A 20,454-nucleotide genomic window follows, 5' to 3' on the forward strand; every position below is an offset into this window, starting at 1 on the left:
TGATATAAACCGCCTTTCGAGGCGGTTTTTTTATGTCCAGCTAAAAAAATGTATGAAGTATTTATGTAAGGCCAGATAGCTGAAAACTATAAAAATCTTTAAGATACGTACTTAGACATGAACTGATTTGAAATAAAAAAGATTTAGGGAAATATGCATGGCATTATTTGCAGTCATTGGGCTGGGCAGCTTCGGTGCAACAGTGGCGACTCAACTGATCAGCCTGAAACATGATGTGATTGGAATCGATCTCGACAAAAAATATGTGGAAAATATTTCCGATCAGCTTACCCATGCGGTGATTGCCGATGCAACCGATGAGCATGTCCTGGATGAACTGGATATCCAGCGCTGTGAAGCAGTCGTAGTCGCGATTGGTGAAGATATTGAAGCCAGCATTCTGTGTGTACTACATCTAAAAAATATGGGTGTAAAAAAAATCTGGGCCAAAGCCAAATCCAAAGCCCATCATATGATTTTGACTCATCTGAATGTCGAAAAAATTATTCACCCAGAAGAAGATATGGGCGTCCGTGTGGCACAATCACTCAGCTACCCGATGGTTAGCCGTTATATGTCACTTGAAGATGATCATTATATTGTCAAAATCGAGATTCATGCCGATCATCATGACACTCCCTTACACCAGTTAATGAGTCAGGTTCCCGAAATTAAAGTTCTTTTACATAAACGCGGCACTGAAATACAACATATCGTGGATCTTGAGCTGCTACTTAAGGAAGGTGACATTCTGGTGGTCGAAGGATTACTAGAGCCTCTACGCCGTTTGTCCAAGCATTTTAAGGCCATATGAAAAGCTCAAATTTAAACCAGAACAGGATTGTCAATCTCAGTCCACCGAGTCTGCTGGCCTTAGGTTTTCTCGGACTGATTTTTATTGGTTCTTTATTACTGATGCTGCCCTTTGCGCATCAAACTGAAATCAGCTGGTTAGAAGCGATTTTTACAGCAACTTCTGCAGTGACAATTACCGGGCTATCTGTGGTCAATGTTGGTGAAGCTTATACACCCTTTGGGCAGGTCGTGATTATGTTCCTGCTGCAATGTGGTGGCCTCGGTTTTATGACCTTTGCCATACTCGCTTTTATGAGTCTGTCACCTAAACTTGGTTTAAGACAGCAAGTGATGGCACAGGAATCTATTGGCCAGACCAGTTTGAAGAAAGTCAGTTTTACCATTAAAGCGGTATTCCTATATTCCCTGTTTTTCGAAGCCATTGGCACCCTAATTTTAACCATGGCGTGGCTGGAAGATTATCCTTTTGGTGAAGCACTGTTTTATGCGGCTTTTTATAGTGTTTCTGCGTTTAATAATGGCGGATTTTCCCTTTTCCCCAATAGCTTGATGAGCTTTTCCGGCCAGTATTTCGTGACCTTTACGATCAGCATGCTGTATATCATTGGCGGGATCGGTTTTCTGGTTCTGATGGATGTAAAACAGAATAAAAGCTGGCGCAAGCTTAGCCCGAATAGCAAGCTGATTCTAACGACGATTATGGGCCTTAACCTGAGTGCTTTTATTGTACTCTGGCTATTAGAAGCCTCTAATCCACAGACTTTAGCGCTGATGAGTGTAGGTGATCAGGCACTCAATGCCTGGTTCCATGCCACTGTTCCCCGCTCTTCGGGTTTTTATAGTCTGCCCATGGACCAGATGAGCGATGCCTCAAGTCTAGTCACCATTTTTTTAATGTTTATTGGTGGCGGTTCCTTAAGTACGGCGGGCGGAATTAAAGTTGGTACGTTTATTATTGTGGTGATCAGCGTAATCAGTTTTCTACGCCGTGAAGATGAAATCCGCTTGTTCAATCATTCTATTTCTGAGAAAACTACTTTTAAAGCCTTAGCGGTTGTGTGTATTACTGCAGGTCTGGTCATGACCGGTTTTATGAGTTTACTCATTCTAGAACCCGATCATGATTTTTTAGATTTGCTGTTTGAGGCAGTTTCTGCCGCCTGTACAGTTGGATTAACACGTGGTGTCACTGGAGAATTGCAGCCAGCGAGTTTAATCATTCTGATGCTGATGATGTATGCTGGTCGTCTAGGACCTTTGACCCTTGCCTATTTAATTGCAACACCGAAGAAAAGCCGTCTTAAACATCCGCCTTCAGAAATTCAGATTGGTTAAGATTTAAATGAATAGGTATAAGCAAAAAAACCACGCCTAAGCGTGGTTTTTTACATGAAACAGATTAGTACCAATTCATTAAGGATACACCCAAGCCCACATAGGTCGCACGGTGATTATAATCAATCAGACTTTCACCATAACCATCAAAGAGCTGGAATTGGCCGCGTAGACGCCCACTGATCGGAAATGACCAGTCAAACTGTACCGCACCACGGTTATCATCACCACCTTTTAGCGTATGACGCAACATCAGGGAAAAATCGTGGGCATTATGACGATAAAACGCAGTTAAATCCCCACGCCCGATATAGTTTTTAATCTCGGGATTATTGTCATCAGCCCGGTCTTCTTCAATACGATACCAAGGGCGCAGCATCATGGCGAAGTTGTCTTTTTCAAAACCGAGATTCAGCATTACCCGGTTCCAGCTACGAGATAATGGATCCGAACGGCCATTAGACTGGTGATTAAGCGTCAATCCCAGCATACGCCAGTTTAAACCAAACAGATCATAATTAGTACGGAAGATCAGGCTTGCTTCAGGCTCATAATTGGTCTCACGAAATGGTCGGGACTCTTCCGAGTTATATACCTGCCAGCGTGAAGACTGGGTATAACCCAGCCAAAGATCACCGTTATCACCCAGAATATTTTCAACCGCCTTGGTTTTTAAAGATAACTGGAATTTCCCTTCAATCGAGGTCAAATTCTGGTCTTCTTCAACCGTGTTATTCGGGTTTTCACTTTGCGGAAACTCGTTTTTCTTGGAAGTCCAGAATCCTGGCATCAGATAAATCGGCTGATAGGAACGGATATTCCAGGTACCCAGTTTACTTTCTGGCGACAATTCCCAACGGCTATCCAGCAAGGATAAAGCCGGAGTCAGCTTTGATCCTTCAGAAGCATAGATATTGGAAACGGTCTGTTCAATTTTCGCTTTGAGGTTGTCGGGTTCGGGCGCAATTTCTATGGCTGCACGCCGTTCAGAAACAATATCAGGCTTACTATCGGCCGGTATTTTAAATACCGCATCATAACAGGCCAAGCGTTCTGAATTGGTTTCAACCGCAGAGCAAGCCTCAGCCGTTGCCGGCATCGGACTACTCGCTACAGTTTTATCTTCCGCATTAACTTGCGTCCCAACTGCACAGCCAAGCAAAACGCCTAGCTGCAAAGTTGAGCGCTTAATAGAATTAAGCGCCATCCTCTATCCTCATTGTTTTTATTTATTGAACTTGCTGAATTGTAAAGCCGAGTTGTTCTAAAGTTTCTCGTTTGGCAAATGGCGCAACCACCGCTTTTGAAGCTTGCTGTTCAACCAGATAAGTCTGTGCGACACGTTTCAAATCATCTAAAGTGACATGCAACAAACGTTCCCGAAGCTGTTTACGGAATGCTGGCGTACGTTGATGCAGGTAGGCATAACAGGCAGTAATCGCTTCACCTGCTGGTGACCCCGGTTTGTCCATACTGGCAATTAAACCCAAGATGGCTTCTTCCAGCTGATGCGGTTGTTGAGGTGCGTTAAGCAACCATTGGATACTTGCATCAAAGTCCTGGAAAGTCTCTGCTAAGCGTGGATCGCGATAACTATAGAAGCGGAAAGAACATGCATTTCCGTCATAGCTTGCGCCACCACCATAAGCACCGCCTTTTTCACGGATTGCGCTATGCAGATAACCATTACGCAAGTAGCCTGCCAATACCATCAAGGCAGCAGCATCAGGATGTGAAACTTCTACCGCAGGATAAGCTGCTGCACAGAACTGCACATTAGTCTGAATCAACCAGGCTTCATCATTGCTATGATTAACTTTTTCAACCTGAGTCAATTCTGCAGGTGCAGTATTCACTTCCAGTTTGTCCCACACGTTTTGAATTTCTTCAATCAGACGCTCAGACTGCTGTTCTTCACACACCAACAGGAATTGTTTTGGTGCTTGTAGCAAGACTGTATGAATGCGTTTTAATTCATCAATCATAGCATCATAAGCTGCTGTATCTTTTTCAGCCTGATTGACCAAGTTAATCAGCCAGTTCAAAGCACCCAGACCGGTATTATGATAATCACGCAAGGCTAGAGCGCTATGCTGACGTGATGCCACTTGCATCGCATAGCTATGACCCGAACCGGAAATACGTGATTGCCAGCGAGTTTTACGCTGTTGTAATAACTCAATAATACGGCCTTTTTCATCAAAGCGTAGCTGCTCAAAACCGATCTTTAACAGACGGATCGCATCCAGATGGCTAGCCAAAGATTTAGTCGTTAAAGTTAACCACGCACTGATCTTGTTTTTGTCATCCACTTTAGAACGCAATGAAGCGCCCATGCCCAGACCACCACTGACTGCTGTTTGCAGTTGCTGGAATTGCAGGTAATCATATTCACCCGCACCAACTTCACCCATTAAAATAGACAACAGGTTGAAATACGGTGATTGCACCACTTCATCTGGAATTTTCACCAACACCTGTTGGTAATAAATCCCATTGGTACCTGCATGATAAAGATTCAACGGCGTATCTACGCGGTTACAGATAATCTCACGCAACTGGCCTTGAACAATCTGCAATTCCGCAGGCACATCTTCCAGACCCACCTTAGGTAACAGATTCAAATCATCTGGAGTATCTTGGCGGATATTTAACGCTTCAGTTTGAGCATTGATCTCTGCTTTTTGCTCTTCAGTTAAAGCTTTACCAATTTCAGCCAGACGTGCTTTTTCTTCTTCCGCTTCTTTGGCAGATTTAGTTGCATCTGGAACTAAAGTCAGTTGAACACGGTGCGGATTATCCAGTAGATGCTCTTTAATCAGATTCGACAGCCACATTGGATCTTGCAACTCTTCTTTTACTGAAGCAATCGCAGAATCCACATCCCAGACTTCAACCGGATCACGATGGTGAATTGCACTGCTTAAACCGCTCAAGATCAGGCTTAGGCCATAAGGTGTACCATCACCATTGATTTCACGCTGATGCAATTCGATCTGATGCAGGATCGCATCTACTGCCTGTTGATCAACAGGTTTAGAGGCAACATCTTCCAGAACTTTGAAAACTCCGTTTTTGAATTCTTCAGCATGTTCCGGGTTTGAACCTTGAACCGCACAGTAGAAGGTCATTTCAAAGTTGGAATCATCTACGCCCATGAATGGACCAGTTGACTGTGCATAACCACAGGTTTCCAAGTAATGACGTAAGGGAGATGCTGAATCTTCCAGCAAAATCCCTTCTACGAGACGCAAGCCTAAACGTAACTTGATATCACTCGCTTCTGGCAATAACCATGACAATACGTGATAAGTCTTGTCCTTCAGATCTTCCCCATCAACTGCATAGGTTTCTGTCACATTGAGTGGCGCAGTTAAACGGGTTTCTGGTATTGAATAAAGTGTTTCACCTTTTTCAAATTTAGACAGCGCCAGATTTTCAAACTGTTCCTGTAACTCAGCAGCAGATTTATTACCAAAGGTCATAAATACAGCATTACTTGGGTGATAATGCGTTTTATAGAAGTTCACCAGCTCTTCATAAGTCAGGTCTGGAATATCTTTAGGATCGCCGCCTGAGTTGTAGTGATAAGTGGTGTCCGGGAATAAGTGATGCGCCAAAGTATGATAAAGCTGATCTGAAGGTGAGCTCATTGCCCCTTTCATTTCATTAAATACCACACCTTTATATACCGGTTCGCCATTTTCCAGTTCAATACGGATGCCTTCCTGAGCAAAATCCAACGGATTCAGGTTCGCAGCGAAAGCCGCATCCATATACACTTCTAATAAGTTCTGGAAGTCTTTATCATTTTGAGTTGCGAATGGATAAGCCGTCCAGTCTGCCGCTGTAAAGGCATTCATAAAAGTATTAAGCGAACGGCGAATCATCAAGAAGAACGGATCACGTACCGGGAATTTTTCTGAGCCGCACAGTGCGGTATGTTCCAGAATGTGCGCTTCACCTTTTGAATCCATTGGCTGGGTGCGAAACGCAACCAGAAAAACATTTTCATCGTGATTGGTCGCCAGATGATAATGGGTGGCGCCAGTCACTTTATGCTTATATTCAGACACTAAAATGTCTAAAGCTTCAACATGTTGTTGACGTACCAACTGAAACGCAGGATGTACAGTTTGAGAAATGGTTTCAGTGACATCTACAGTCATGCGATCTCCTAATGCTTAAATTAAAAAATTATTATTCGCATTATAGCTGTAGTTGTTTGAATTATTCACGTAGAAAACCGAGGATTTTGATCGAATTAAGTAAACCTGATCATCTGATTTTTAAATGATCAGGTTTGGCAATGATCTCTAGATCATATACTTGAAATAGTTATAACTCGGGTGGTTTTCAACAAAGACGTAGTTCTGTTTTTGATAGAAACTGGCGGCCAGTTTGGTATCGGTCTGTAAACAAAGTGCTGAATAAAATGGTCGTGCCAACTGCTCTAGATAAGCTAGAAGCTGCTTACCTACACCATGTTGACGATATTTTGGATGCACATAGAAGCGACGTACCCGGCCAATTCTTTCTTCAATGCCGTTATCGCCCCATTGCTGGTTTAAGCCGCCACAGGCAATCAGTTTATTGCCATCATAGGCACAGGCCAGAAATTCATTATTTTGACTGAAACAGTTTTTTCCAGTGCGGTATTCTTCAATTAACTTATCAATCAGGTCATAACCTTCTTTACGCGCCAGTGTCGCTAAAGTGTCAATCTGATCAGGGAGCTGCTCGGCTGTTACAATCTTAATATCCATATACCCACACTGTTTTAGATGATTGTTCAAATGTCGCACCAGTATAACTGCTTGGTACTCTAATCTTATAAATAAAATCCAACCTTTAAATCAATGGCTGCACTCGCTACCGTTTAAAAATAAATCAATTCTTAGACCAAAGATTCAAGCTGAATAAGTTACAGTATTTTTTAAAGTATTCTGAAAATGTTTCAGTGAACTACAGCAAACCCGAGCAATCGTGTAAACTTAGCACTTTCATTTTTAATGTGATATTTGGATATGTCTACTGTTGACCTTTTTGCGATTGGCAATGCGCTGATTGACCAGGAATTTAAAGTTTCTGATGAGTTTTTAACTGCACATCACTTGCAAAAAGGCACCATGCAACTTGCGGATGGTGAAGCTCAGGCTACTCTGTATCAAAACTTAAAAGCAACTCAAACTTATAAAGGTCAGGCTTCAGGCGGTTCAGCAGCCAATACTACAGTTGCATTTGCAGCTTTGGGCGGCTCTGCATTCTATGCCTGCCGTGTCGGTAATGATGATTTGGGTCATATCTATCTGCATGGCTTAAATGAAGCTGGCATTAAAACTACAACCCAATCGATTAGTGAAGGCGTAACAGGTACCTGTATGGTTCTGGTCAGCCCAGATTCTGAACGTACCATGCATACCTATTTAGGTATTACTGCTGAACTGACAGATGAACAGATTGATTTCCAGCCTTTAACAACCGCTAAATGGCTCTATATCGAAGGCTATCTATCCACTTCCGAAACAGCACGTCAGGCCGTAAAACAGGCGCGTGAAATTGCCAAAGCCAATAGGGTTAAAATCGCATTTACCCTTTCTGATCCTGCGATGGTGCAATATGCCCGTGCCGGTCTGGATGAAATGATTGCAGATGGCGTTGATCTCTTGTTCTGCAACCAGCAAGAAGCATTGATGTATACCGAAACAGATACCATCGAAGCAGCTCTGGCTAAACTCAAGGAATTAAGTCAATACGTTGTCATTACAATGTCAGCTGATGGTGCGCTTATTTCCAATAATGGTGAAACCTTTACTGTGCCGGGCCGTGCTGTAACTGCAGTGGATGCCAATGGGGCTGGCGATGCTTTCGCGGGTGCTTTTTTATATGCACTTAATGCGGGTCTTGGCTTAAAAACAGCAGCAGAACTGGCAATTTTGGTGTCTAGTCAAGTAGTAGCGCAATTTGGGCCACGACTGGCGGTTTCAGAATACACAGCATTATTAAAAGATGTTCTTAAGGAATGTGCTTAATGTTTAAAATTTGCATGACTGACGATATTCCAGAGCGTGAAGCACGCTCTTTTGAACTTCCGAATGGAGATACAATTTTTATTACCCAGCGTGATGGTTCGTTTTATGCTTACCAGAATATTTGTCCACATTTACAGGTAGAACTGGAATTTCTGGAAAACCAGTTTCTGGACCGTGATCAGGAATTTATTGAATGCTCTACTCATGGCGCGCTGTTCGTAGTCGAAAGCGGTGAATGTATTTCTGGACCTTGTCAAGGCCAATCACTTGAAAAAGTTGATATTACCGTGCATTCTGATGGCGGAATTTATCTTTCAGAATAATAGCTAAAACGGATTTTGCCATGCCTGAGTTTTTACTTGACTATAACCTGATGCCATTTCATCTCAGTTTATTGTTCATCATTCTGCTTGGCGTGGCAAAAACAGTTGCCTTCTATTTTAAGCTTAAACCCAGTCAACTCCTGGAACGCATTTCTCCATATGACTTTCAGAATGTTGAATGGCTAAATGTCAAATTTTCCAAAACCCTGATTGTTTTTTTCTTCCTGATGAATTTTAGCTTTTCCGGCTATTTTCTTCAGTTTCTGATCTATTCACAGGAATATCATTTCTTATCTGCCTATTACATCATTCTACCGGCATTGATCATTGCGATTTTCTTTACCGTATTTATGATTCATTGTCTGGATCAGGTTATTCCACCTAAATATAAAAAGAATGATGTAAACCTATTAGGCCGTTTAGCTACAATTTCAAGCGGTAATGCCCGTCCTGGCTTTTCTGCCCAAGCACGAGTTCGGGATGAGTATGGTCAGTTACACTATGTTCAGGTTGAACCTGAATTTGGCGAACTGGAATTTCAGTCTCAGATTATTTTAATCCGTCTTAGAAAATCGCATTATGTGGCCAAGAAGATCTGTAAATCCAACCGACTCTTTAGCTTGAATCTGGAAGAAGCTTAAAGAATTCAATAGAAAAAATCCCGGCTAAAAGTCGGGATTTTTTATTGGATAGATAGATTTATTTTTTAAACAAGCCTGAGACCATATTCAATACATTCTGAATATCATTATTGGCTTCCTGCTTGCTGGTTTGCTCACCTTGTGGTGTCAGTGAATCAATAATCTGCGGCAAGACCTGAGAAATGGCGCTATAGACATCCTGTTTAGGCACATGGGTCTGTTCTGCGACCTGTTCTACTTCCTGGTCATCAAACAGGTTTTGTACCTGCTGCGGATCGACATTGGCATTTTCACCCGGGCCAGTAGAGACCCAGTCATCAACCTGGCTATTTAAACCTTGTCCTTTGAGTTTATCCAATGCTCCTTGCAAACCGCCCTGTTTCTGAATCCAGGCCAAGACCAGAGGCAAGACAGCAATCAATAAAGTCTTTGTTGTTGAACTGCCACCCAGTCCAGAACTTGGTCGAGCGGAAGATTGGCTCCCACCGCCGAGCTGGCTGAGTACAGAACCCAAAATTGCACCTAGGCCATTTTGCTTGTTTTGCTGTTGTGAGTTTTGATGCTGCTGATTTGGGTTCTGGTTTTGCTGATTGGCATTATTGATATGACCCAATACTGATCCAAGAATATCTGCCAATCCCCCTTGCTGGGATGAACGCTGCTGGGATTGGGCTTGGTTATTTCCTAAAGCTTGCTTGGCCAGCATTTCCACAATACTACTAAGATTGGTCATAACTCATTCCTGTATACACCTTCTCTACAGAATAGAGTCTGGGCTCATATTTTCCATGCAGGATTTTGTTAATATTTGCAATACTGATATAAGTCCTTCCTAGCTTTCCAATTTTACCAGCGATATTTATCCCAGTTTTCAGGGTTAGCCCAGAATTTAGAGTTAAACCAGTCTGGCACATGTTTATAAGTCAAAATATTGAATTGCCAGAGTGCAAAATCTGCCTCATGAACTGTCTTGTCAATCAACTGGGTCAGACCTAAAGACCTGAGCAGTTTTTCATCCTGCAAGCGACTCACCACAACCAGACGTTTTGCAAATAAATCACGCATTTTAACCAGAATTTGACTCTTCTGCTGTTCTGACAATGCTAAGGTTTCAGGAGTGTCCAGCATCACTACTGCCAGGTCATAACGCTGTTGAAAAGGCAGATTTAGAACCTCAGATACGTTAAAATAGTGCCATTGAATAGATTGCTGAAACTGAGATTGGGTTAAATCCTGCCCGATACAAATAGCAGTATGAATTGGCTGTTCTTTGGCGAAATCGTCTAGCATTGAAGTGATGACATTCTGTTCAGCCATGACTGCATCCTTATGATTTAAGTGAGTAATTTTTTATGGAACTTCAGGGCATTTGCCATAAAATGCACGTCGGTCTTACAGACCTTAGTGTAACTGATCAAAATACCCAGCGGGCAAATGTTGAATACAAATTAATATTAGATGGATCAGAAATTAACCTTCCATTCCAGTTAGGTCAGGAAATCGAGATTGAATGGACTGGAAATATCTATTGTGTTTCTTGCGGCAAAAAAACTTCTAAATCATTCTCACAAGGCCACTGTTTTAAATGTTTTAAAACTAAAGCGTCATGTGATATGTGCATCATGAAACCAGAAACCTGCCATTATCATTTAGGTACTTGCCGGGAAGATGAGTTTGCACAGAATGTCTGCTTCCAGCCACATATTGTTTATCTGGCCAATTCTAGTGCATTGAAAGTCGGAATCACTCGTATTAATCAAATGCCGACTCGTTGGCTGGATCAGGGTGCAACTCAAGCCCTTCCTATCATGAAAGTGGGTTCTCGCCGTCTTTCCGGTAAACTGGAAGTGATGTTTGGTACTCAGGTCGCAGATAAAACCGACTGGCGTAAATTACTCAAAGGCGAAGCGGAACCTTTAAATCTGATTGAGGTTCGCGATCAACTGATTGAAGAATTTGCACCGAAAATCCAAACTATCCGTGAAGAGTTTAATCAGAATTTGCAGTTTAATGAGAATATTGAAGTTTTGGATAAGGAATTACCACGTGAGTTCATCTATCCGATAGAGCAATATCCAGAAAAAATCAAATCTCACAATTTAGATAAAACTCCAGTGATCCGAGGCAAACTACAAGGGATTAAAGGCCAATATCTGATTCTGGATACTGGTGTGATTAATATCCGTAAATATACAGGTTATGAGCTAATTTTTAGAGCGGAATAAAATGACCGGATTTCAGAAGAGAGTTATATGCTCTCTTCTTATTTTGGATATTATTTCTTACTTAAGAAAATAAAAAAACCAGCCCGTAGGCTGGTTTTTTAAAAGCGAATCTTATTTGATTTTTGCGTGAGATTTTAAGTAACGCGTATAATCATCAAATTCTTGTTGACCACGAAGCTGTTGATACAATTTCACCAGCTCACTACGTTGCTCTGCACTTAAAACATCGATCGGATTTTTCTTCACTTCAGAAACTGCCACAACCACCAATTCATTTGGCATATTTGCTGTCGTTACTGACCAGTGACCTGCTTTAGGCGCTGGTACGCTAAATGCTGCACGTTGTACATCACGCTTAAGCAGACCTTCTGCGCGTGTATAAATGCCTGCATCTTCAAATACCAGTTTACCTTTCGTAACTGATGCTGCAGGCTTGGTTTTAAACTCATTCAATGCAGTTTGAACTTCAGCTTTAGCCGCAGCAAATGCCTTATCTTGAATCAGTTTCGCTTTTACTGCTGGTTTAGCTTCTGCCAGTGTCTGCTCACCCGCTGCATGATAATTGCGAACTTTTACCCAAGCCACATCACCATTGGCTAACTGAATGCTTGAAGATGCATTACGGTCGCCATTTTTCACGTCATCGTTAAACAGTTTAACTTTGACAGCCGCATTACTTAGCAATGGATCACGTGTCGCAAGGGTCACACCATTTGCTTTCTGAACCTGAACGCCCTTCACTTCCTGAGCAACAACATCCAGCGAGTCCGCACTCACGACCATGTCATTCAGACTGTTTACCGTATCAGAGAATGCATTAGATTTTTTCGCTGCCAATACTTCTTCAGATAAACGTGCTTTTTGAGATTCAAACGATGGAACTGCTACATCAGGCAGTTGGACTGAAATAATATGGTAGCCATAATCCGTTTTAACAGGCGCTGAAACTTGACCAGATTTTAAAGATGCAACAGTCTGATCAAATGTAGTACCGAACACGCCTTTTTCATAGACAGCGATAGCACCACCTTTAGATTTAGATTCAGGATCTTCAGAGTATTGAGCTGCTGCTTGTGCAAAAGTGGTACCAGCTTTGATTTTAGCTGCAATTTCGTTTGCCAGTTTTTTGGCTTCAGCATCGCTACGGCTATCTGCAGTCACCAGAATATGTTTAACCTCTGGTTTCACATTCTGCTTCTGGTCAGCCACAAATTTATTATAAGCTTCCTGCAATTCTGCATCAGTGACCGCTACATTGGCAGTATCAATATTGCTCGGCTTGATCACCACATAATCCACATCAACGCTAGTCGGTTGCTTGAACTGGGATTTGTGCTTTTCATAATATGCTGCAATATCAGCTTCTGATACTTTTACTGCTTTTTTATAGCTGTCCAGATTCACGCTAGCGATATGAATATGACGCTGTTCAGTTTGCAGATCTGCAATTTGCTGCATTTCAACCGGACTGACCAATGGATAATCCATAAAAGTAGAAGACAGCATTTTCAGTGCATGGTCTTTACGTAAACTTTCTACTAAAGCATTGTTAGTCATGCCGATTGATTTCAGGTAATTTTCATATAAAGCATTAGAAAATTTGCCATTCTCCTGGAAAGAAGGCTGCTGAGAAATCATTTGTGCAATTTGCTGGTCACTCAGGCTAATCCCCAGTTTTTCAGCCTGTTGCAAAAGCAAGGTACGCGCAACCAGGGTATCCATCGCTTTTTGATCGATGAAGCTTTGATTTAATAAGGTTTCATCACCATTGGCATAACTTAAGTATTGTTGTTTGAATGATTTTGTCAGTGACTCTAATTCTTGTTTAGAGATATCAGTTCCATTGACTGATTTTGCTGCATCAGAATTCCCGCCGCTAAAATATCCTTCAATACCTACAAGCGCTAAAGGGGTTAAAAACAGAACGAGCAAGACCTTGCCCAACCAACCCTTAATAACTTTACGAAAAGATTCCATAAGTATTCCAATATTTTATTTGCAGAGGATTTTAACCGAAAAAACCCATTGAATGAATGTGTTAATCAAAACAATTAAATCTATCAATAAAAAACGCGCCAAAGAAGGCGCGTTTTAGGATTGAAGCAGCTTAAGCAACAGCGTCTTTTAAGCCTTTACCTGCTTTGAAGCTAGGTACTTTGCTTGCTTTAATTTCAAGAGTAGCACCAGTTTGTGGATTACGGCCAGTACGTGCAGCACGCTCTTTAACGCCGAAAGTACCGAAGCCAACTAGAGTTACTGTATCACCCGCTTTTAAAGCTTCAGTAACAGAAGCAATTGTAGCATCTAAAGCTTTACCTGCGTCAGCCTTAGATAATCCCCCTTTCTCTGCAATTGCATCAATTAATTCTGATTTATTCATGAAAACTACGTCCTCTTAATATCGTTTATTTAAGGTCCAAGAATTTGTTTAAACTACCATAACGCCTTTATAGCAATGCTTTAGGTATAAACGCAATACTTATAAACCTCTTTTTTTTCAAAATATATGCGAAAAAAACATTGAATTATGAAGAAAATCATTTTGTGTGTATTTTTTCCGATAATTCTTTCTGTATTTTTTCTTGCTGCAAGGTCAATTCATCAACCTTGGCATGCAACTGAAGAATTAAACGCTCCAGATGTTGTACATCCTTCAGTGTGACTAATCCTATACGATTCAAGGAATGATGAACAGAGTTGTCGATCAGTTTTTCAACCTTATCTTTGGTATCTGTCACAGATTCGCGTGCTTTTTCGGAGACTTTTTCCACAGTTTGATCTGCAATATCGACTGTTTTGGATTCTAGCTCTTCTCCGACCTTGACCAGCGAGTCAAACAGTTTATTGCCTTCTTCCTCTGCCCGGGAAAATGCCCCAAGCCCAGCCAACCAGATCTGCTTGGTATATTTACGAAAGTCCAGCATTGAACGTCGCTCTGAAGCAGACTTTGACTTACTCTTCACTGGTTTTTCAATCAATTCCTGATCTGTATCTTGTGTCGTTTTTGTTTTATCCATGTACACGACTCCTGCTTATTTTCTATGCAAATATCATAAAATTATCTACAAAATCACCGCATAATAGCAAATTAAGGGCTTGATAGATTTGCTAAACTGTTCTACAAAGCACTTTATTTCAAGTCTAATTTGATTTAACCCTGAAATCTTTTACTCAGCAGGATGCTTTTTCATTTTAATTTTCAGGTAAGGATTGGTTTTATATATGAGTGAATCGCAACAAAGTCAAAATCAACCACATTTGTTGCTTACGATGACTTTAATCGTTTTAGAAACAATATTCACGTTCATTCTCAAACATGACCGTGTTGTTGCTCTTCAGGCGAAGAAGTTTGTAGATGAGAATATTACAATAAAAATCAATAGTTATATTCCATATTTTGATTTCTATGTTCAGTTTACCAAAGACGGGCTGTTATTTGACTATAAAGCACCAGGCAGAGTTATTGATCTGGATGTTCGCACTACTTTAATGGATCTGATTAAGATCTTTATCTTTGGCAATCGCAGAAGCATTCGTGCGATGCGTATTGATGGGAATCAGGTTTTAAAAGACGAGTTCCGTGATTTACTGACTTTATTTGCCTTACCTAAAGTCTTGTCTGACTGGAAGCACTGGTTATCTGAGCCTCCGGCAGATGAGACCGATATTGTTTCATCAAGAAAACGTATTGCGCCTTTATTAAAGAAAATTGAAGATCAGCGTTCTAAAATTAATAGCCTGCAAGTTGAAGTTAAACAGTATCGCAACCGCATTAAACGTATGGAACGCCGACAAAAGCGGATCAATATGGCCTTTAGTATAATCACAGTACTTTTGATTGCGTTATTAGTGTATAATTGGATCAACGCGTAATTCTTTCATTTTCAGAAAATTAAATACGCTCGCCATTCACAAAAATAACTTGACTAATTTAGTCGGGATTCATAAAATCTACACATCTAGTCTAACCATGTGTATCGAATCATGCGCCTAACCACTCGCGGTCGCTACGCAGTGACTGCTCTACTTGATTTAGCTTTGCAGCCATCTGAACAAACGATCACGCTTGCTGAAATTGCAGCACGTCAAACTATTTCTGTTGCCTATCTCGAGCAGTTATTTGCGAAACTAAAACGTTATGGTCTAGTTTCGAGTGTTCGCGGTGCCAATGGTGGATATCATTTAGCACGCAGCGCAGATGAAATTACTGTGTTAGCAATTATTGAAGCTGTAAACGAAACAGTCGATGCGACTCGCTGTGACCATAAAGGCAACTGCCAAAATGGCGCGATGTGCTTGACTCATGATTTATGGCAAGAACTCTCCCACCACATTGCCGATTATCTCGCAAAAATCACCCTTGCTGACCTTGTAGCCCGTGACAACGTTCAAACCGTGTCATTACGCCAAAATTCAGCAAACATTGATTCAGCCCTTTTATCGGTTACAGGTATTTGACATGAAACGTCCGATTTATCTTGACTATGCAGCAACAACTCCGGTAGATCCTCAAGTTGCAGAACGTATGATGGAATGCTTAACTTTCGAAGGCACCTTCGGTAATGCAGCATCTCGTTCACATGCTTATGGCTGGCAAGCGGAAGAAAAAGTTGAATACGCCCGTGAACAAGTGGCGAATTTAGTAAAAGCTGATCCGCGTGAAATCGTATGGACTTCAGGTGCAACTGAATCTGACAACCTTGCATTAAAAGGTGTGGCTCAATTCTATGCATCTAAAGGCAAACACATCATTACTTCTAAAATTGAACATAAAGCAATTTTGGATACATGTCGTGAGCTTGAGTCTGAAGGTTTTGAGATTACTTATCTTGAGCCGCAACCAAAAACTGGCTTAATTACTCCAGAAATGGTTGAAGCAGCGATTCGTCCAGACACCATTCTTGTTTCCCTGATGATGGTAAACAACGAAATCGGTACGACAACTGATGTTGCTGCGATTGGTGAAATCACCCGTGCGAAAAAGATTTTCTTCCACGTTGATGCTGCACAGGCTGCGGGTAAAGTTGAAATTGATCTTTCTCAGTTGAAAGTCGATTTGATGAGCTTCTCTGCACATAAAATCTATGGTCCTAAAGGTATTGGTGCCCTGTTCGTACGTCGTTCACCACGTGTACGTCTAAAAGCACAAATGCATGGTGGCGGTCATGAACGTGGTATGCGTTCAGGTACTCTTGCAACTCACCAGATCGTTGGTATGGGTGAAGCATTTGAACTTGCAGGCAAAAATTTACAGTCTGAACAAGCTCGTTTACGTGTACTTCGTGACAAGCTTTGGAATGGCTTACAAGGTCTTGAACAGGTATTCTTGAACGGTCACCCAACTCAAAACGTTGCAAACTACTTAAACGTAAGTTTCAACTTTGTTGAAGGTGAATCATTGATGATGGCACTGAAAGATGCAGCGGTATCTTCAGGTTCAGCATGTACATCTGCAACACTTGAACCATCTTATGTACTTCGTGCATTAGGTCTTTCTGATGAGCTTGCACACAGTTCGATCCGCTTCAGCTTTGGTAAGTACACCACTGAAGAAGATATCGATCACGTTTTAAATATCACTAAAGCTGCTGTTGAGAAATTACGTGAACTTTCTCCGCTTTGGGATATGTACAAAGAAGGTATCGACCTTTCTACAGTTGAATGGGCTGAGCACTAATTTTTGACTCTGAGATAGCTGTATTTACACTGCTATCTCATTGATAAAAAATTTTTAATCCCCATATTTATATTAAGGCTGACCCCGAGTTTTGGAGAAGCAACATGGCTTATAGCGAAAAAGTAATTGATCATTACGAAAACCCACGTAACGTTGGTGTTTTAGACAAAAATGCAGAAAACGTTGGTACTGGTATGGTCGGTGCACCTGCTTGTGGTGACGTAATGCGTTTACAGATCCAAGTAAATGATGAAGGCGTGATTGAAGAAGCACGTTTTAAAACTTATGGTTGCGGTTCTGCAATTGCATCAAGTTCATTAGTGACTGAATGGTTAAAAGGTAAAACCTTAGACCAAGCACAAGCGATCAAAAACATTGATATCGCAAATGAATTGGCTCTTCCACCAGTAAAAGTACACTGCTCTGTACTGGCTGAAGATGCAATTAAAGCGGCTGTTGAAGACTACCGTAACAAGAAGTCTAAAGTTTAATCATTCGTTTTTTGAAGAAAGATTCACGGAGTTTTCATGATCCACTTAACTGAAAATGCAGCAACTCATATCAGCAATTACCTCAAAAGTCGCGGTAAGGGTGAAGGCATTCGTGTTGGTGTGAAAACTTCAGGCTGTTCTGGTCTTGCTTATGTTCTTGAGTTTGTCGACGAAGTCGATACTCATGACCAGGTTTTTGAACAGTTTGGTGTTAAAGTTTTCGTAGATCCAAAAAGTCTGGTTTATCTCGAAGGTCTAGAAATGGACTACGTAAAAAACGGCTTGAACGAAGGCTTCGAATTTAACAATCCAAATAAAAAAGGCGAATGTGGTTGTGGTGAGTCATTCACTGTCTGATTGCAGCAATAATTCTCTTTTTTCAGCATTAAAACAGTGTGAAATACACTGTTTTAATTGCATTTAGGCAGTTATTTTAATTGTCATCAAGCTTAATCATTTTTGCATATTAATCGCGGACTCTATCTCCCATGAATCATTTTGAGTTGTTCAATCTTCCTGTAGCACTCGATATTGATTTAGCCACTTTAAAAGCAGAGTTTTTAAAGTTGCAGCAACAATATCACCCCGATAAAGCTGAAGATAAAGATCAGGCTTTGATTAAATCAAGCGAGATCAACCAGGCATTCAAGGCTTTGTCAGCGGTTGATAGCCGTGCAGCTTATTTACTGTCTTTAAAAAAACAGGACTATCATCTGGATCAGTCTATTAGCGATTTTGAATTTCTTCAGGATGCGCTGGAAATTCGCGAGCAATTAGATGAAGCCTCATCGGCTGAAGATCTTTCTTCTCTGAAAGTTGAAGTTCAGCAATGGATTGATGGTCTGGTTCGTGAGTTCAAAATTGACTATGAAGATGAAGACTGGGGTGAAGCTCGCGATACCGTGCGTAAACTGCGTTTCTTTGTTAAAGTCATGGCGGACATCGACAAAGCGGAAGACCGTTTCCTGGATGATGACAGCTTTGATCTTGATGATGAATTTTAATTTTTCTATTTAATTTTAACGTGCAAAGGATGTAACACTATGGCTCTCTTGCAGATTGCAGAACCAGGTCAATCAAGTGCACCACATGAACACCGCATTGCGATTGGTATCGATTTAGGCACCACCCACTCTTTGGTTGCCACGGTTCTTTCAGGTCAAGCCAAAGTACTCAAAGATGAACAAGGTCGTGTGTTACTTCCTTCTATCGTTCATTATGCAGCACAAAGCACTGAATATGGCGATGATGCCAAACCTTTTATTACCACCGATCCTAAAAATACGATTGTATCTGTAAAACGTTTTATGGGTCGCTCCCAAGCAGATATTAAATTCCAGCATCCTTATGCCTTGGTGGGCGAAGCGAATGAAATGCCGGCATTTGAAACTGCGCAAGGACGTAAAACGCCAGTTGAGATTTCTGCGGAAATTTTAAAGCAGCTTAAAGAACGTGCTGAAGCCAACTTAAAAAATGAGATTAATGGTGCCGTGATTACGGTTCCTGCATACTTTGATGAAGCACAACGCCAGGCAACACGTGATGCCGCGCAACTGGCCGGTTTAAACGTTCTGCGTTTATTGAATGAACCAACAGCTGCTGCGGTGGCTTATGGATTGGATCAGGAAACCAACTTGAGCACAGATCGCAACTATGTGATTTATGACTTGGGCGGCGGTACCTTTGACGTATCCATTCTGCGTTTCTCTCAAGGTGTGTTCGAAGTATTAGCGACTGGTGGCCATACTGCTCTAGGTGGTGACGATCTGGATCGTCTGATTTTAAAATGGGCTAAAAAACAGCTTAATATCGAAACCCTAGATGATGCTGAATATGCGCATTTCATTACTGCTGCGCGTAAAGCTAAAGAAGCATTATCTGATGCAGACTCAGTTGAATTAAAGCTGCTTGATCAAAGCCTGACTTTAGATCGCCCGACTTTTGAAGAAATCATCAAGGTTGCTTTGGATAAAACCATCAGCGTTTGTAAGCGTGTCATGCGTGATGCCAAGCTGGAACTTGATGATATTCAGAATGTGGTGCTTGTAGGTGGTTCTACCCGCTCGTACGCCGTGCAAAAAGCAGTACGTGATGTGTTTAACCAGGAACCACTTTGCACCATTAATCCGGATGAAGTGGTTGCGATTGGTGCTTCAATTACAGCGAATCAGCTCATTGGTAACAGCAAAGATGGATCATTATTATTAGATGTGACTCCACTTTCTCTTGGTCTGGAAACCATGGGCGGTCTGGTTGAACGTCTGATTTCACGCAATACTGCGATCCCAGTCGCACGTCGCCAAGAATTTACGACGTATCAGGATGGCCAAACCGCTATGCTGATTCATGTGGTACAAGGTGAACGTGATCTGGTAGAACATTGCCGTAGCTTAGGCCGTTTTGTCCTGCATGGTATTCCTCCAATGACTGCAGGTCAGGCACGTATTGAAGTAACTTTCCAAGTGGATGCAGATGGCTTGTTGACCGTTTCTGCTAAAGAAATGACTTCAGGTGTGACTGCACAAATCGATATCAAACCATCTTATGGCTTGTCGAGTGAAGATACTGAACGTCTGCTGTTAGAAGGTTATCAGTTTGCTGAAGAAGATAAGAATCTTCGTCATTTGCAGGAAACCAAGGTGGAAGCACAACGTGAAATTGAAGCACTGGTTCAGGCATTGAAAGTAGATGCTCAATTGATGAATGAACAGCAATTGGCAGAACTGACTGCTGCGCAAGCACGACTTGAGTCCGAGCTACAAAGTACAGATATCAAAGCCATTGAATCTGCAGTAGAACAGCTTAAAATACATAGTGATGCATTTGCTGCTCTGCGCATGAATCAACATATTGATGCTGCCCTTAAAGGCACTAAACTCGACGATTGGTCAAACTCAAACTAATTTAAGGTAAA

21 protein-coding genes are annotated in these 20,454 nt (G+C 41.5%); 13 read left to right on the forward strand and 8 right to left on the reverse strand.

What is annotated here, in order from left to right; translation table 11 throughout:
• Positions 1-157 precede the first annotated feature (157 nt).
• Entirely contained in the window at positions 158-814 is a 657-nt protein-coding gene (locus FTU19_RS05375; RefSeq protein ID WP_104426160.1) for a TrkA family potassium uptake protein, read from the forward strand.
• On the forward strand, positions 811-2,151 hold the full coding sequence (locus tag FTU19_RS05380) for a TrkH family potassium uptake protein (RefSeq protein WP_159122737.1): 1,341 nt from the start codon (positions 811-813) through the stop codon (positions 2,149-2,151). Before FTU19_RS05375 ends, FTU19_RS05380 begins: the two co-directional genes overlap by 4 nt.
• Positions 2,152-2,215: 64 nt before the next feature.
• Here the strand turns inward: FTU19_RS05380 and FTU19_RS05385 are convergent, their stop codons facing one another.
• The 3 genes from FTU19_RS05385 to FTU19_RS05395 form a co-directional block, all read right to left on the reverse strand.
• Entirely contained in the window at positions 2,216-3,358 is a 1,143-nt protein-coding gene (locus FTU19_RS05385; protein ID WP_180130319.1) for a phospholipase A, read from the reverse strand.
• 22 nt (positions 3,359-3,380) lie between these two features.
• Positions 3,381-6,320 carry an insulinase family protein gene (locus tag FTU19_RS05390; protein WP_180130321.1) on the reverse strand — a complete coding sequence of 980 codons (2,940 nt, stop codon included), beginning with the start codon at positions 6,318-6,320 and terminating at the stop codon, positions 3,381-3,383.
• Between the two features lie 147 nt (positions 6,321-6,467).
• The gene (locus FTU19_RS05395; protein ID WP_034170350.1) at positions 6,468-6,917 is read right to left on the reverse strand and encodes a GNAT family N-acetyltransferase; all 450 of its coding nucleotides are present in this window, start codon (positions 6,915-6,917) and stop codon (positions 6,468-6,470) included.
• A 261-nt stretch (positions 6,918-7,178) separates the two neighbouring features.
• Here FTU19_RS05395 and FTU19_RS05400 point away from each other — a divergent pair, with 261 nt between their 5' ends.
• Genes FTU19_RS05400 through FTU19_RS05410 form a run of 3 tightly spaced genes read left to right on the forward strand, consistent with a single transcriptional unit; the run spans position 7,179 to position 9,147 of the window.
• Complete coding sequence (locus FTU19_RS05400; RefSeq protein ID WP_166136667.1) at positions 7,179-8,183, forward strand: adenosine kinase; 1,005 nt, start codon at positions 7,179-7,181, stop codon at positions 8,181-8,183.
• 14 nt (positions 8,184-8,197) lie between these two features.
• On the forward strand, positions 8,198-8,506 hold the full coding sequence (locus tag FTU19_RS05405) for a Rieske (2Fe-2S) protein (RefSeq protein WP_373684488.1): 309 nt from the start codon (positions 8,198-8,200) through the stop codon (positions 8,504-8,506).
• A gap of 20 nt (positions 8,507-8,526) precedes the next feature.
• Complete coding sequence (locus FTU19_RS05410) at positions 8,527-9,147, forward strand: OB-fold-containig protein (RefSeq protein ID WP_180130323.1); 621 nt, start codon at positions 8,527-8,529, stop codon at positions 9,145-9,147.
• A gap of 58 nt (positions 9,148-9,205) precedes the next feature.
• Here the strand turns inward: FTU19_RS05410 and FTU19_RS05415 are convergent, their stop codons facing one another.
• Positions 9,206-9,880, reverse strand: a complete 675-nt coding sequence (locus FTU19_RS05415) for a YidB family protein (RefSeq protein ID WP_180003218.1) — start codon at positions 9,878-9,880, stop codon at positions 9,206-9,208.
• Positions 9,881-9,993: 113 nt separating this feature from the next.
• A complete protein-coding gene (locus FTU19_RS05420) occupies positions 9,994-10,464 on the reverse strand; it encodes a DUF6231 family protein (RefSeq protein WP_180130326.1) in 471 nt (156 codons plus the stop codon).
• A gap of 35 nt (positions 10,465-10,499) precedes the next feature.
• Between FTU19_RS05420 and FTU19_RS05425 the strand changes: the two genes are divergently transcribed.
• Positions 10,500-11,372: a DUF2797 domain-containing protein gene (locus tag FTU19_RS05425; protein ID WP_125278306.1), complete on the forward strand. Its 873-nt coding sequence runs from the start codon at positions 10,500-10,502 to the stop codon at positions 11,370-11,372.
• Between the two features lie 111 nt (positions 11,373-11,483).
• Here FTU19_RS05425 and FTU19_RS05430 read toward each other — a convergent pair whose 3' ends face one another.
• The 3 genes from FTU19_RS05430 to FTU19_RS05440 all read right to left on the reverse strand — a co-directional run bounded on the left by FTU19_RS05430 (position 11,484) and on the right by FTU19_RS05440 (position 14,389).
• Complete coding sequence (locus tag FTU19_RS05430) at positions 11,484-13,349, reverse strand: SurA N-terminal domain-containing protein (protein ID WP_180130328.1); 1,866 nt, start codon at positions 13,347-13,349, stop codon at positions 11,484-11,486.
• Between the two features lie 130 nt (positions 13,350-13,479).
• Positions 13,480-13,752, reverse strand: a complete 273-nt coding sequence (locus FTU19_RS05435) for an HU family DNA-binding protein (protein ID WP_004786051.1) — start codon at positions 13,750-13,752, stop codon at positions 13,480-13,482.
• A 157-nt stretch (positions 13,753-13,909) separates the two neighbouring features.
• Positions 13,910-14,389, reverse strand: a complete 480-nt coding sequence (locus tag FTU19_RS05440; RefSeq protein ID WP_034170344.1) for a phasin family protein — start codon at positions 14,387-14,389, stop codon at positions 13,910-13,912.
• A 205-nt stretch (positions 14,390-14,594) separates the two neighbouring features.
• On the opposite strand from FTU19_RS05440, the gene FTU19_RS05445 reads away from it, so the two are divergent.
• The 7 genes from FTU19_RS05445 to hscA all read left to right on the forward strand — a co-directional run bounded on the left by FTU19_RS05445 (position 14,595) and on the right by hscA (position 20,443).
• The gene (locus FTU19_RS05445; protein WP_125278309.1) at positions 14,595-15,245 is read left to right on the forward strand and encodes a hypothetical protein; all 651 of its coding nucleotides are present in this window, start codon (positions 14,595-14,597) and stop codon (positions 15,243-15,245) included.
• Between the two features lie 111 nt (positions 15,246-15,356).
• Positions 15,357-15,830, forward strand: coding sequence for an Rrf2 family transcriptional regulator (locus tag FTU19_RS05450; protein ID WP_179992330.1), 474 nt, complete (start codon positions 15,357-15,359; stop codon positions 15,828-15,830).
• A gap of 1 nt (position 15,831) precedes the next feature.
• Positions 15,832-17,049 carry an IscS subfamily cysteine desulfurase gene (locus tag FTU19_RS05455; RefSeq protein ID WP_166136649.1) on the forward strand — a complete coding sequence of 406 codons (1,218 nt, stop codon included), beginning with the start codon at positions 15,832-15,834 and terminating at the stop codon, positions 17,047-17,049.
• Between the two features lie 104 nt (positions 17,050-17,153).
• Positions 17,154-17,540 (forward strand): Fe-S cluster assembly scaffold IscU, encoded by a 387-nt coding sequence (iscU, locus tag FTU19_RS05460; protein ID WP_180068535.1) that lies wholly within the window; start codon positions 17,154-17,156, stop codon positions 17,538-17,540.
• 36 nt (positions 17,541-17,576) lie between these two features.
• The gene (gene iscA, locus FTU19_RS05465) at positions 17,577-17,897 is read left to right on the forward strand and encodes an iron-sulfur cluster assembly protein IscA (protein ID WP_004786063.1); all 321 of its coding nucleotides are present in this window, start codon (positions 17,577-17,579) and stop codon (positions 17,895-17,897) included.
• A gap of 131 nt (positions 17,898-18,028) precedes the next feature.
• Complete coding sequence (gene hscB / locus FTU19_RS05470) at positions 18,029-18,544, forward strand: Fe-S protein assembly co-chaperone HscB (RefSeq protein WP_004786065.1); 516 nt, start codon at positions 18,029-18,031, stop codon at positions 18,542-18,544.
• Positions 18,545-18,583: 39 nt separating this feature from the next.
• On the forward strand, positions 18,584-20,443 hold the full coding sequence (hscA, locus tag FTU19_RS05475) for a Fe-S protein assembly chaperone HscA (protein WP_180130330.1): 1,860 nt from the start codon (positions 18,584-18,586) through the stop codon (positions 20,441-20,443).
• Positions 20,444-20,454 lie beyond the last annotated feature (11 nt).

This window comes from Acinetobacter sp. YH12072 (genome assembly GCF_013419565.1).
Taxonomy (GTDB): Bacteria; Pseudomonadota; Gammaproteobacteria; order Pseudomonadales; family Moraxellaceae; genus Acinetobacter.

Bases quoted from the DNA above. Each gene is read 5' to 3' on its own strand.
- FTU19_RS05375 (WP_104426160.1), top strand. From the start codon at position 158: ATGGCATTATTTGCAGTCATTGGGCTGGGCAGCTTCGGTGCAACAGTG.
- FTU19_RS05380 (WP_159122737.1), top strand. From the start codon at position 811: ATGAAAAGCTCAAATTTAAACCAGAACAGGATTGTCAATCTCAGTCCA.
- FTU19_RS05385 (WP_180130319.1), bottom strand. From the start codon at position 3,358: ATGGCGCTTAATTCTATTAAGCGCTCAACTTTGCAGCTAGGCGTTTTG.
- FTU19_RS05390 (WP_180130321.1), bottom strand. From the start codon at position 6,320: ATGACTGTAGATGTCACTGAAACCATTTCTCAAACTGTACATCCTGCG.
- FTU19_RS05395 (WP_034170350.1), bottom strand. From the start codon at position 6,917: ATGGATATTAAGATTGTAACAGCCGAGCAGCTCCCTGATCAGATTGAC.
- FTU19_RS05400 (WP_166136667.1), top strand. From the start codon at position 7,179: ATGTCTACTGTTGACCTTTTTGCGATTGGCAATGCGCTGATTGACCAG.
- FTU19_RS05405 (WP_373684488.1), top strand. From the start codon at position 8,198: ATGACTGACGATATTCCAGAGCGTGAAGCACGCTCTTTTGAACTTCCG.
- FTU19_RS05410 (WP_180130323.1), top strand. From the start codon at position 8,527: ATGCCTGAGTTTTTACTTGACTATAACCTGATGCCATTTCATCTCAGT.
- FTU19_RS05415 (WP_180003218.1), bottom strand. From the start codon at position 9,880: ATGACCAATCTTAGTAGTATTGTGGAAATGCTGGCCAAGCAAGCTTTA.
- FTU19_RS05420 (WP_180130326.1), bottom strand. From the start codon at position 10,464: ATGGCTGAACAGAATGTCATCACTTCAATGCTAGACGATTTCGCCAAA.
- FTU19_RS05425 (WP_125278306.1), top strand. From the start codon at position 10,500: ATGGAACTTCAGGGCATTTGCCATAAAATGCACGTCGGTCTTACAGAC.
- FTU19_RS05430 (WP_180130328.1), bottom strand. From the start codon at position 13,349: ATGGAATCTTTTCGTAAAGTTATTAAGGGTTGGTTGGGCAAGGTCTTG.
- FTU19_RS05435 (WP_004786051.1), bottom strand. From the start codon at position 13,752: ATGAATAAATCAGAATTAATTGATGCAATTGCAGAGAAAGGGGGATTA.
- FTU19_RS05440 (WP_034170344.1), bottom strand. From the start codon at position 14,389: ATGGATAAAACAAAAACGACACAAGATACAGATCAGGAATTGATTGAA.
- FTU19_RS05445 (WP_125278309.1), top strand. From the start codon at position 14,595: ATGAGTGAATCGCAACAAAGTCAAAATCAACCACATTTGTTGCTTACG.
- FTU19_RS05450 (WP_179992330.1), top strand. From the start codon at position 15,357: ATGCGCCTAACCACTCGCGGTCGCTACGCAGTGACTGCTCTACTTGAT.
- FTU19_RS05455 (WP_166136649.1), top strand. From the start codon at position 15,832: ATGAAACGTCCGATTTATCTTGACTATGCAGCAACAACTCCGGTAGAT.
- iscU (WP_180068535.1), top strand. From the start codon at position 17,154: ATGGCTTATAGCGAAAAAGTAATTGATCATTACGAAAACCCACGTAAC.
- iscA (WP_004786063.1), top strand. From the start codon at position 17,577: ATGATCCACTTAACTGAAAATGCAGCAACTCATATCAGCAATTACCTC.
- hscB (WP_004786065.1), top strand. From the start codon at position 18,029: ATGAATCATTTTGAGTTGTTCAATCTTCCTGTAGCACTCGATATTGAT.
- hscA (WP_180130330.1), top strand. From the start codon at position 18,584: ATGGCTCTCTTGCAGATTGCAGAACCAGGTCAATCAAGTGCACCACAT.